Genomic DNA, 13,855 nt, shown 5'->3' with positions numbered 1-13,855 from the left:
ATTTATATTTTGTACTCATTTAATTAATATTGTGTTTACTTTGTGGGCACGAGCGAGACGCTCGCGCTAGCATACGCTCAAGCCAGCAGGGGGGAGACGCTCGCGCTAGCATACGCTTAAGCCAGCGGGGGATCAAATCGTAATATCTCATAAGTTTTTGCTTCATATCCAGTAATATCATTCTCTTTTAAAATACTTAATAATTTTTCGGAAATTAAAACAAAATTTTCAAATTCAAATAAATCATATCTAGGAAAACTATCTAATAAATGAATTTTTTCAATTCTTAATGTTTTATTAAAATCCTCTATGCATTCAATATTTTTTTCTTTAAAAAAGTTCTCTGATTTAAATTTATATTCTAATTTTTGTTCATTATATTCAATACTAAACTTTGAATTTTCCATATTCAAATATGGAAAAATATTATCGTAAAAATTAAACCAATAATATGGCAAGGGTATGTTTTTAAAAAAAACATTAACTGGATAAAACCTATGATTTGGTAGTTTAATATTTGAAAAAATATCTTTAAGTTTTTCATCAATTAATAATCCAAAATAAGGATTATATGTTCCTAATAAATCCGTTATTTTAGCATTTTCTTCAAGTACAAGTTCTAAGAATGGTATTTCATCTGGAATGTCTCCATAATTGACCTTTATTGTAGAAAATGGAGAACCGAATAAACTATCATTTGTAGTTGATGCTTGTGGATATTCTCCAATAATATCTAAATCATCAGTAGGTGCTAAGCTGTAATATTTCATAATTTATTTAATAGTTAGGCACAACACCTGGATTGATTGTAGTTTTAAAATATTGATTTAAATTCAAGTCAGTTAGTCCAGCTGCAGTTATTTTCTTTTTTAAATCAGGAATTAACGTTTCTTGTAAAAATTTATTAGCCTGTTCGGGTGTAATATTTTTATTTACCTTTTTAAAATTATTTAATTGAGTACTAACATAAGCATCATAGGCAGGGTGATTACCATGCATACCTTCACCTACTAATTTAGTATATTTTTCTAATCCAATACCATTTTCAACCAAATTAGGATGAAATCCATCTAATGCAGCCAACTGTACCAGTTCATCTTTTTCACATACCTTCCAAGGCATTATATGATGAGCTTCTATTTTATCAGTAGTTCCCAAAATTTTTGCTAAATCACTTCTTTCTCCAAAAGTAATTTTTCCACCAACTTTCTCCCATTTGAGTTTAAAGTTTTTGGTTCCCCATTCAATCGTATTTAATACAATATTATTTCCTCTAGCAAATTCTCCAGCAATATCAAAATGTTTAAGAGTATTGATAACATTTTTAATCTTGCCTACTAATTCCTCTGCTAGAGCTGGTAGTTTTGTAATTAGCGCTCCACCTACAAGGACGCTTTTTACAGAAGTCACTACACCTCTTGAGTATAAATGCCCTTTCTTACCTTCATCTGTCTGTTTGTCTGCAATTGCTGCCCACTCATCATTTGTATTGCCACTTAGCATTTGAACAAAGATTGGTATTACTCCAGAAGGCTCATCTTTGACAGCGTCCTTTAGCTTAATAAGTCCAGTCCACATATCGGTTCTCGCTTTATCATCTGTAGACAAATCATAAACCATTGAGCAAAGACTCGTCACATCTGTTACAACAGTTGCCCCACTTTCTAAAGTCCCAGTTACAAGTCCTGGTGCGTGAATTATAGTGTTTTTTTCGGTACTATTTAAATAAGCAGTTTCTTCTACTAATGCCGTTTGTAAGAACGTCGTTAAAAGTCCTATTCCCTCAGATGAAATTTTGAAGAATGTTGCATTATTATCTATAGCAATGTTCTTACCATCTGCAAAAACTTCACTATCATTATTCAAACTAACACCCATTTTTATTGGTGTTAAATCTGCTTCTGTTACTTTATACTTTTGAAAATAGAGGCTACCTTGTCTTTCTATATGTGCTCCAAGATCTTTTTTAAGTTTGGCTTGATCAACATTTTTAAAAGCTACAGTGAAATTACTTCTAATTCCTACAGCTTGATATTGAAATACTCCTTCTTTGTTTTGAGTTACTCTAATTTTAACATCAATTGCGGTATCAGTCCATTTTCCATTTCTAATATCATCATCACTTAATGGTGTTTTAACTTCTTCGACTACATCTCCATTTAATTTATAAACTTTACCGTCTTTGACAAATTCAATTCCTTGATTCTTTCTTGAATTGGTAGTGATTTCCTTTAAATAACCAGCAACTAGTTTCGGTAAAAAATCTGAATAGTAACAATTTTCTAATTCTTTACTTACATTTAAAAGTGTTTGATCATCTACCATTTTTCCTCCTGCACAAATGTCATTGCTAAAAGGGTAAATTACATCGCATGAAACTAATTGAGAATTATTACTTATTACAGCTAATAAATCTTTCTTATTACTGAAAGTTGATTTAGTAGCCTCAATAAGTTGAGCAAATTCAGGCTGAGTTTCTCCAATAATATCTGCATAACTTAATAAGTCATCAGTTATAAGATCTATTTTATGACCTTCTTTTAATGATGCTAATAAACATATATAAGTTTTATTATTGTAAGAAATCTTTCTAAACTGTCTTTTCGATCCATCAAAACCTCCGACTGCTTCAAATTTATTTTCCTCACAAACCGTGCACTTAATAAATGAGTCTGTAGCAAGGTTTTTCAAAACCATAATTAGATCTTCAAGCCCACCTCCAGCCAAAGCCCCACTACTTTGATTCTGAAACCCATAAAATTTAAATGCAGGATCATTAATCTGTTTCCAATCTTGGTGGTTTAAAACTGTACCTTGACTGTAATCCATCAATAAATCAGTGCTTTTTTCTGTAGTATTATACTGTTCAAAAGGGTGCTCCAATTTAAAAATTCCATGGCCTAATTCATGTGCTGGTGTACTACTATTTGCTGAGTTAAATACGTAACCATATTGTCCGTTCAAGCGCATATAACCTTGCTGTTCTGTACTTGAAGTTTTATCAGTAATAAATAATACATAGCTTTCACTTTTATATAAAGCATTGATTTTCTGTTGCTCTGTACTATAAGTAGAAGTAATGGTGTTTTTTTCAGTTGTAATTGTATTACCTGATACGACTGAATTAATATTAAGTATTCCTTCTTTCTTAAAATTTATTTTAATACCTACTTTATTGTAGGTCTTTTGAGTTTCTGTAATGATAGCGTCCAGCTTATCCTCAGAAACTTTATCAGTAGGAACTAAGGCTACATTTACCTCTTTTGGCGAAATATGCACTAGCATAAATGCCCCTATTACTTTCCATTTGTCCCCTTGTTTTACAGTGGCTAGTATTTGCTCTTCGGCATAGGATAGGTTTCCTTTTACGGTAAGTTCAAATGTTTTATCGTTTCTAGTAGCGTTTATAAGTGCTCCGTTTTGTGTCTTGAAAACAATATTCTCGGGTTTTACAATTGTATCTGTAAGCGTTAAAGTTGCTATAAGAGTATCGCTAAAACCATTGACCACTGCTTTGTAAGGTAGTGCCACACCGTCTACTTTTTTATACAACTTTTGTAAAGCAGCTGTGGCATTTTTTGGCATAACATCAAAGGCATACTTAGTACTGCTGTTTACCGTAAACGCTATACTCGCGCCTTGGGCTGTAAAGGCAGTCGCTTGGCCATTAGCATCTACCCCGTCTGTATTTGTTGGGTCTGGTTTGCCACCTGGAGCTGCGGCAATTCCTTCGTTACTTCCATTACCCTTACTGTCAACGGTGTATACTTTTCCTGGCACACTATTTCCATCGGCATCTTTTAAATCTTCGCTAATAACAGTGTCTTTACCCCCAGGAATTATAATTTGTTCCCCTTGTGTACCGTTAACTACAATATCGCCATTGGCATTAATTACAATATCTTGTATTTTAAACGGAACGGTTTCTTCAATTTGTCCGCCCTGACCTTCGCCTGTAAAATCTTCAACATCAGTAACATTTTTCCACTCTGGATTGTAGCTTGTCTCGACAACACCACTTATTAATTGGTAATCTGTATTAATAACGATGCTATTGAACTCTACTGCAATTTTTGTATCGGCCAAATAAGGAACTATGATATACCCCTTACCTGAATAAGGGCTGTTTTTACCCACTAATTCTAAAATTGTTACTGGAAAATCTCCTGCAGTAAAGGTTTCGCTTTGTATTAAATTAGTTAATGGTTTTTGATTGGTAATGCTTATTTCTGGAACAATACCACAATTGTAAGCTACCTCTTTATTATCTATAGTTGTGGTAAAGGTATTTATACCTGAATACGTAAAAGATTGCACCCCATCATTTACTGATTCGCAACTAGATCCTACTCTAAATTCATAGGTAATACCTGGTTCTAAGTCAGTTAGTAAGCTTTGTGTATTTTGGCTGTAATTAGAAAACCACTGGGCGTTACGCACACCCTGTTTTCTATATTGAATTTGGTAGCGCGTGTGTTCAGGAACACCTTGCCAGGTTATTTTGACGCTTTTAGTACTTTGTGATTCACTCAATACAAAACTAGGAGCTACACATGCGGCGGTGTACTTGAAGGAATAAATTTCGCTGTAGCCCTCATTTTTAAACACCGCATTCTCTGAAAGTCCTGTTGTAGAGATGGCTTTTACACGCCAGGCATAGCGCATTCCTGGAACTAATACAGGTTTGCTTAAATTATAAAGTAATGCCGTACCAAAGAGTGTTTCCTGATGTAAAACAGGAGCCATTTGAAAACCAATTTGAGGATCTAGGGTATCATCAAAAAGTTGCTTAAGTTCAAATTGATACGATACATTAGTAGCATTAATTTGTCTTGGTGTCCAGGTGAACAAAATATTAGGAAACTCTGTATATGCTATTAACTCCTTATTTTGTGGCGTATTTAATAATGGCGGATCATTTAATATAAGGTATAAATTGGCGCAGCTTTTTTGAGATATTTTTTGATTAGTGACATAGTCATACATTTCAAAACAAAAAGTGTACATACCTTCTGGCAAAGGATTTGCATATTGTGCTGCGGTAATTCCTTGTAGGTTTTCTAATCTAAATAAAGCCGAAATATCAGTATTAGTTATCGTTTTTAATTCGCCTCCATTAATAAATAGTGGGGGTTGCCCTTGAATATAATCACTGCTTTGAACACTAATACCGTTACCCTGAATAAACAATTTTAATCGTACTTGCCTATTGTTTATAGAAATATCGTTGGGATTGATAAGCAACTGCATTTTAGTGTCCATGCTAGTGGCGTAGTCCGAAATTTTTACACTATACGGACTATTAAAAATAGGCGTAAGCTGAACGGGGTATAATTGGGCGTAAGCCGAAACACCAAAACCGCCTATCCCTGAAAGGGAGAACAATACAAATAAGATTATATTTTTGAAATGATTCTTCATTTTAATAGATGATGATTTTTTTAACAAGCGTTTGTTGCTCTGTTTCTAATACCAGAATATACATTCCTGCTGCTAAAGTGGTGTTAAAGTCAACTTCATACTTTTTCTTTCCTGAGGCTTTCTTTTGTATCGTAGTAAATTGACCACCTCCAGAAAACAATCTTAAATTGACGGCACTAATTTCCTCAAAATTGACAATTACTTTGAAGTTCCCATCACTTGGGTTAGGTGCTACAATAAAATCAGTGATGAATTTTGAGTTTGAGCTTGCATCCGCTGCTGTTGTTCTTTTTTCAACCACTATATTTTTAGTATAGGTAGCAAAACAATCTCCTTGCGTTTGTTGCAGCCCCAAGGCATAGGTGCCCACGGCGTCAAATTTTAAGGTAATATACTTTTCTTTTTGCTCTACTATTGTTACTCCACTAGGAATACTCCATTTGCTACTTTCTCCAAAAGGATCACTGGTGTTTACTAAAATAACCTCTTCATCTAAATAAGCTTGCGAACTCACTAAAAATTCAGAACTAATGGCGTTTTGACTTGTTTTAATCGTAATTTCATCTTCGCCAATACAGCCTAAAACCGAAGTTACTTTTATGCGATAGGTTCCTGCTTTTGATAAAGTGACTTTTGGTTCATTTGAGGTAAATCCGTTTGTCGAAGTCCAACTGTATGTTGCATTTGTAGCAGCATTAGTGGCGTCTAAATCTAAAGTTTGCCCACCACATAAGGTTCTATCTTCACCTATAGTAACAATTATAGGGTCTGGATTTTTAAGGACAAATTTCTTTTTATAGACGCAGCAATCAGGACACAAAATTTCTACCTCATAATTTCCTGCAGCAAGATTTTGAACATTTTTAGTAGTAGCTCCTGTACTCCATTTGTAAGTATAGGGTAAATTTCCTCCAGTAACGTCTACATTGATAGATCCATCATTTGCTTGAAAACAAGTTGGATTTTTTATTGTTTCGGTTGCTATAACTCCGTTAGGATCTCCTACAAAAACACTTCCTTGAATACTACAGCCTTTTGCATCAGTGACAAGAACAAAATAATTATTGGTTGTTAAATCATCAATTCTTTGAGTAGTAGCCTCGTTAGTCCACTGGAAACTATAAGGAGCTGTTCCTCCTGTTACATGAGCCTCTGCCCATCCATCATCAGCAGCAGTACAACCTACATCAAATTTAGTAAATGTTAGGTTTAGCTTAGTAGGCTGTTGCATGTATTGAGTAACATCTATTTCCTTTACTAAAACATTATTAGTGTAGGTACCTAATTTTATACCATTAGCATCTTCAATATTTAGAGCATAGGTCCCTTCGGATACATTTTGAGCTGTTTCATCTTGATCGTTCCAAATACTCCATGTTCCGTCCTTATTTTGCTTTTTCCAAGTATAGAAATAAGGTAGACCGTTGTTTTGACTTGCTTCTAACTTAATTCCCCCTTTTACATGAGCAACTAAAATTCCGTCTTGCGATTCATCTCTTTGACTATCTGCTGGTGTTGTGTCTTTCTCATTACCAAATTCATTATCAACATGGCAAGAAATAGTATTTACAATTTCAAAAGTAACTACAATAGGATCTGGATCTTCAAGAGATACCATAGTATTTAGGACAGTACATCCCATTTTGCTTGTAGCTAAACTATAATTAGCGTCTCTGATTGTTAAATTGTAGGTTTCTTCAGGAAGATCGCTTATGGTGATAGTATATACACCATCCATAAAAGTAGTTGTTGTTGAATTTTGAACTACACCTTTACTATTCTTCCATTCAAACCAATAACTATTATCAGGTAATAGTGTTCCGCCTTTTACTGTAACGGTAATTTCACCATTAGTGGCTTGATAAAAACTTGGGTTAATTGTTTTTTCGACTTTGACAATAATGGGGGCTATAGGTTCTATAATAGTTACTTCATTTTGAGTAGCACATCCTTTAGCGTCTGTAATATTAATTACATATTTCCCTGCTTTTAATATGGTATTTTCAAATACCGAAACGCCATTAGACCAGTTATAATTATAAGGCGGCGTACCTCCTACTACATTGGCTGTAGCCCAACCGTCATTACCACCGTTACAAAAAACATCGCCTTTAGTTATTGTAACTGCTAATTTAGAAGGTTCTTGCATGAATTGAATTGCATCAATTTCTTGGGTAAGTTGATTATTTGCATAAATCCCCAATACAATGCCATTTCTATCTTTTATATTTAGTGCGTAATTCCCATGAGCAAGATTTGAAGCTGTTTCTCCTTTAATATCTGGCAAGGCTATCCATGATCCGTCAGTTAGTTGCTTTTTCCAATAAAAATAATAGAGCAAACCATTATTAGTGGCTGCTGCCAAAGGTGTTCCTCCCGTTACGTGAGCAATTAAAATACCGTCTTGAGATTCGTCACGCTGTCCATCATTAGGTGTGACATCTGTATTACTGCCAAATTGATTACCACTGTTGCATGAAATAGTATTACTAATTTCAAAAACAACTTTTAGAGGTTCTGGCTCGTTTAGCGTAACTTTAGATTCTAATACTGAACAATTAATAATTTGATTTTTAAGGGCATCATAATTTTTATCTTTAACCGTTAAAAAATAATCATCGGCTCCCAAATTATCCAATGTAATGGTAAATACACCTCCTATTATTGCTGTAACTGCAGTTTGTTCAATCCCCTTCGAGTTTGTCCATACATAATTGTACGAAGCGTCATCATTTGGAGTTCCTCCAGAAATTTCGGCAGTAATTGTTCCGTTAGTTGCACCGGCAAATGTAGGCGTAATAATGTCTTTATAATTGATACTTAAAGAAGAGGCTGGTTCGATTATTTCAATAGATGCTTTTGCAAAACAGTCATTCTTATCAGTAACTGCAACAGTATAGGTACCCGCAACTAATTGCGAAATTGTATTACCATTTATTATTCCTTCAGCTGTATTAAACCATTCATAAGTATATCCTCCTGCACCTCCTTCAACATTAGCTACAGCTAAACCATTGTTTCCTTGATAACAGGAAACATCACTGGAAGTAAAGGTTATGAGTATTGGTAAAGGTTCAATAATTTCAAATTCTGTTGGATTTGCAAGTTCTAATTGTGTGGTGCTATAGGTTCCTTGCACATTGCCTTTCGCGTCTTCAACATTTAAGGAGTAGTTACCCGCTGTTAAATTTTCAGCTTCTTTTGTAGTTTTATCTGATAAAATTTCCCAAGATCCCGTTAAAACATTATATTTTGACCAAATAAATTTATAAGGCAAACCGTTATTGGCAGAACCAGTAAATTGAATTCCTCCAGTAACTTGAGCTGTTAAAATTGCATCAGCAGCTTTGTTTGCGTTTCCTAGTGGATCTAAACTGGCACTATTACAAGAAATTGCTTGGGTTTGATCTACCGTGATTACAATCTTTTCTGGTTGCGTAAGTGTTTGCTCAGACTCAATAATGGAACAGCCTGCTTTATCAATTGCTGCACTATAATTTTTATCTGTTACCGTTAATTTATATGTGCCAGCAATGGCAGCGTCTACAGTAATATAGTAGGTTTCAACAGCTGCATTGTATTGCCCAGTTGCTGGAACTGTATTTCCATCTTTATCTTTCCATTCAAAATTATAAGTATAATCGTCTTTTATTGTTCCTCCAGTTATAGCCGCAACAATTTTTCCGTTAGCTGCACCAAAAAAAGAGGGATCTTCTTTTAGAGTATATTCTAATTTTAGGGCAGCCTTGGGTTGTGATATGGTTATGGTTTCTTTTTTATAAGTTCCATCTGGATTCATAGCGATGCAACCGTTCATATCTTTTACAATTACTTTATAAATTCCAGGCGGTAAACCCTTTATCGTGTAAGGCTTGTCATTAGGAAAAGAAAACCAATTTACTCCATTATCTAAGGAATAATAATCACTGCCAATTGTGGCTCTTGTCCCTCCCGTTGGGCTAATCGTTATGGAGCCATCTTGACCTCCATAACATTGTACATTTTTAGTATCTAAAGTGAAATTTAATGGAGGTGGAGCTGTGATAGTAAAAGTTGTAAGGGCAAATAGGTCTGCTGGCATTACAGAGGTATTCAATCCATCTTTAAATCCTATTATTTGCAGCGTATAAATCCCTGCACGTAAACCGGTAATTGTAAATTTTTTATTGGCATCAATTGCCAGCATACCATTATAGCTAGTAGGTGTATCTGTAAAGGCATCAAGCAAAGTATAATTTAATTGTTCGCCATTTAGTAAAGTTCTGTTAAAAGTAATTTGTATTGATCCGTCCTGGCTATCACTACAAGTGGGTTGAACTGATGCTGATGAGAGAATTTGTGGTGCAGATAATCTTATAGAATAAGATAATACCTTACTAACTCCTGGAGTTGCACTACAGGGTTTTATTCTAAAATAAATATTTTTACCAATATTTAGCCCCGCGTTTGCTCCTAAAATATCGAAAGCACTTACTGAAATAGATGGAGATCTATCATAAACTGGTAAATCTTGCCATTGTGTATTTGAAGCGTTAGGAATTAGAGTATATTGCCATCTGTAGTAATTAAGATCATAGCCAGGAGTTGCTATCATCGTTTTTTTTGAACCTGTTGGCAAAATATCATCAACAGTAACTAAACGAGTAACAGCAAAAATGGGTTCAATTTTATAATTAAAGGTAATATGTGACATTCTAGGTGAATAATCCCCATCAAAAGAGCCGCTTGGGCAAGAAGTATTAACACTTGTAGTTATAGTTTTATTAGCATCTGAACCTGTTCTAAAATTTACAAATGCAAAACATTCAATAGAAGTAGGTTTAGTTAAGCTTATAAATGGTTCTAAATTAAAATTGACCTCTCTATCTCCCTTATTATTAATTGGTTTTAGATAAATGTCCCGTGGATCGCCACTTTCAAACTTTACAGTTATTCTAATTTTTGAATCATTACTAGAGTTTTTAACCCCCTTAAGCATCTCATAATTTAAATTAGATATTGTCACTACATACTTCGTTTCCTGAGAATAACTAAATACAGAAACCAACAAAAATAGCAATAAGTAAATTTTCTTCATAACCTTAATAGTTTACAATTGTTTTTTCCTGTTTTCCTGGTTTATCATTAATTAAATTTGGAATTAAATAATACTCGTACTCTACATTTATTTTTAGTGCGCGATCTTCTAAAGTAAAAACATCGGCATTTAATTCTTTCCATAAAGTAGGAGGACTTCCTTTTTCGTTTTTATAAACACTTACCCCTAGTACTTGATCTTTGTACTTGTTGTAATTCCAACTTAGCACAATTTTTTTATTTTCTCTATCAGGAACCCCTTGAAGAAAACCAATCACTTTTAAAGGTGAAAAATCTAAAACGGTAACTGTTATTGTAGAATGATCTAAGGATGACCATAAATTTGCTTTATCTTTAGCTAAAATAGCATATTGATAGGTTTTTTTGTTCTCCACTCTATCATCAACAAATTCTTGAATAGTATCATTAATTTGCTTGATTTCTTCCCATTTATTAATACCTTGCTCTCTCCTTCTTAAACTATATCCTACAACATCATCACTATAACTGCGTATCCATTTTAGATATACTTTACCGTCTTTATTGTCATAATCTTTAAATATAGGTGCAGCTGGCGGAATTTTATCCGGTTTGTCTAATACTAAAATATCCGAAACTTCAGAGATGTTAAATCGCATATCTTCGGCAGCAATTCTATAATATACCTTGCTGTTTGTCATTTTCAAACTCACACTATCTTTATAATTATTCCCTACATAGGATTCATGATAAATATCCACAAACTCTTCACCTGCATTATTGGCTTTTAAAATACGATACCCTCGCAAATCTTCTTCTTGATTAGGTTTCCATTTTAACTGAACAACTCCTAAAGAATCAATTATACCTTCGAGCCCTACTGGTTTAAGTGGAGCTATAGAATCTACTGGTTGCACTAACATGCTTTGAGAGGTTAATCTTTGATTATTTTTACCCACCACAGTAACTGTAAAATAATTAGATGGAAATAAACCGTCTTTAAAACTCAATTTACGCTGTGAGGGAGGAATGTCTTTTGAAACTACTGAGTAAGGTCCGCGATCATTATCTGCTAAATTAATTTCATATCCTTTGATAAATGCTTCAGAGGCTGCAGGAAAGTCCCATTCAAGGTTGACTTCATTTGAATTGATTATATGATAATCAGTTAATCTTGCTGCAGTTACTATAGCTGCAATACCAGTGGCTGTAATAGGTTTTGATACTTCTCCTTTTTCTCCAAATGAAGTAATACCATACAACCTGTAATGATACATCTTGTCATTTACACTTAATGTGTCTACATAATACATTCTTTTTGAAGGATGATCGTCTTTATCGTTTAAATTAACTAAAGGAGTATTAGAAATAGATTTAAAATTCACCCCGTCAGTCGATTTTTCTACTATAAAAGAGGTGTAAATATGCTTAAACATTTCATAATCCCAAGAGAGCATAACTTGTTTATCGTCTGGAACCGAAATAAAATCTGTGGGCGCAGACAAAGCTGAATAATCTCTTAACCCTATCATATAAGAAGACGAATTAACTTTGGGCGTATCATAAACACTTATTTGATAAGCGTAAACTTCATTTTCTTTAACATCTTTATCTACAAACCCCCAACCCGCTTTTAAGGCTGCTTCAAAATTCATATCTGCAGCGTATAAACCAAATGAGTACCGTTGATTTAACTCATCAACCATATTTACAATTCTAGAAAGTTCTCCTTCTTTTGCTCCACTTACTTCAAAACTTTCTCCATAAATAGATTGTGCAACAATAGCTGCATTATTATCTTTTTGAACATAGTCAATCCAAGAATCTAAATTCTCTGGAACTAAAGGTTTTGGAGTTAAAACTACTTTTTCAGGGCTTTTTACAACATTACCATCTTTAATTAAAGTTGTTCTAGTTATTAAATATCCTTTCTTATTTGCTTTTTGCCATTCTATAGGTGAGTTTATCGCCCAACGAAGTAAAATTTTATCTTTTTGAGCTCGAGCAGTAATCATTACTTGAACATCATTTTTTTGTGAATACCCTATACTAGTTAATAAAAAAAGCAAAAAAAGAAAATTTATTTTCAACATTATCTATGTAATTATTTTTTTGTTAAAAAAAACAAAAATAAAATTTTATAATGAACTAGCAAATAGTTTATTGTAAAATTTTATTTATTAACTTAAATATAATACTACAAAACAAATAGTATATTTTTTAATTGATGACAAAAAATAACTGTGAAATATTATCTTAAAACATACTTATTTTAGCTCTTTTAAAGTGAAATTAATATTTTAGCCCCTTATAAGTTCGGAGTGATATTTTAAATTTCAAATAGTACATTTGAGATATGAAATACAAGAAATGGAGTTTAGAAGAGAAGTTGGAAATTTTATCTTCTTGCGAAGAATTAGGTGTTGTAGAAACCTGTCGTAAATACAGTGTTAGTACAGGAAGTTTGTACAGTTGGAAGAAAAGGCATGAGAAACAAGGAGAGGCAGGCTTAAAATTGACTTATGACGATCGTAGCAAAGAGTTAAAGCAAGCTGAGGAAGAGAACAGAATTCTACGCAAATTATTAGCTAATAAAGAAATTGAACTAGAAATTGGACGTGAACTTTTAAAAAAAAAGTTTGGGACATCCGATCCAAGAAAGATTTAATTGATAGTATTTGTAGCAAACATAAAATCAGTAAAAGCAAAGTCATTTGTATGTTAGGTATGAATCAAAGCAGCTATTACCGAAGACCAAGTCCTGGCAAAAAAGGCAATAAGCCTAGTGTCTTTACTTATAATAAGTCCAAAGGAATGGTGAGTCAAGAAACTGTTATTGCATCGGTTAAAGAGATTTTAAGCCATGAGTTTATAGACTGCGGATACCGCTTAATGACTTCTTACTTACATCGAGATGGATATAAGATTAATCATAAAAAGCTTTACCGAATTATGAAAGAAGAAGGCTTATTAAAACTCGAAAATAGGATAAACAGGAGTGGTTCTGGGCGTAAGTTTGTAAAATATAGAAAGGTTATTACTTTTAGGCCGTTTCAGTGTATAGAAATGGATATTAAGATGGTTTGGATTCCTAGTGTAGGTAAAAATGCCTATTTACTATCAATCATAGACGTTCATACCCGTAGAATTTTAAAAGATTACTTTTCTTTTTCAATAAAACAGAACAAAGTAATAACATTTCTTTCTGACTTATTTGCAGAATATCAATATCCTGAAAGCGTTGTTATTAGAAGTGATAATGGAAGTCCCCCGCTCGTGCCCACATTATAAATCAATTCACATCTATCTCTAAAAGTGTTTGGTCATTATTTCCATAATTTCTAGCACTGCTGTATTTCCAACCTATTGGATCAGTTAC

The 13,855-nt window shown here is 33.4% G+C and carries 6 protein-coding genes; 2 read left to right on the top strand and 4 right to left on the bottom strand.

The window, feature by feature from the left end; genetic code table 11:
• Positions 1–116: 116 nt before the first annotated feature.
• The 4 genes from AC4PRO_RS17855 to AC4PRO_RS17840 are packed head-to-tail and all read right to left on the bottom strand — an operon-like array spanning position 117 to position 12,491.
• Entirely contained in the window at positions 117–770 is a 654-nt protein-coding gene (locus AC4PRO_RS17855) for a hypothetical protein (RefSeq protein ID WP_492118354.1), read from the bottom strand.
• A gap of 7 nt (positions 771–777) precedes the next feature.
• A complete protein-coding gene (locus tag AC4PRO_RS17850) occupies positions 778–5,421 on the bottom strand; it encodes an AHH domain-containing protein (protein WP_492118353.1) in 4,644 nt (1,547 codons plus the stop codon).
• Position 5,422: 1 nt separating this feature from the next.
• On the bottom strand, positions 5,423–10,498 hold the full coding sequence (locus AC4PRO_RS17845) for a T9SS type A sorting domain-containing protein (RefSeq protein ID WP_492118352.1): 5,076 nt from the start codon (positions 10,496–10,498) through the stop codon (positions 5,423–5,425).
• Between the two features lie 4 nt (positions 10,499–10,502).
• Positions 10,503–12,491, bottom strand: coding sequence for a fibronectin type III domain-containing protein (locus AC4PRO_RS17840; protein WP_492118351.1), 1,989 nt, complete (start codon positions 12,489–12,491; stop codon positions 10,503–10,505).
• Positions 12,492–12,832: 341 nt separating this feature from the next.
• On the opposite strand from AC4PRO_RS17840, the gene AC4PRO_RS17835 reads away from it, so the two are divergent.
• Both AC4PRO_RS17835 and AC4PRO_RS17830 read left to right on the top strand, forming a co-directional pair.
• Positions 12,833–13,144, top strand: a complete 312-nt coding sequence (locus AC4PRO_RS17835; protein WP_492118350.1) for a transposase — start codon at positions 12,833–12,835, stop codon at positions 13,142–13,144.
• 50 nt (positions 13,145–13,194) lie between these two features.
• On the top strand, positions 13,195–13,767 hold the full coding sequence (locus AC4PRO_RS17830; RefSeq protein ID WP_492118349.1) for a DDE-type integrase/transposase/recombinase: 573 nt from the start codon (positions 13,195–13,197) through the stop codon (positions 13,765–13,767).
• Positions 13,768–13,855: the final 88 nt, after the last annotated feature.

The organism is Flavobacterium sp. DW-iso2 (assembly GCF_058725285.1).
The sequence above is the reverse complement of the archived record's forward strand: the minus strand, read 5'-3'. Positions and strand labels throughout refer to the sequence as shown.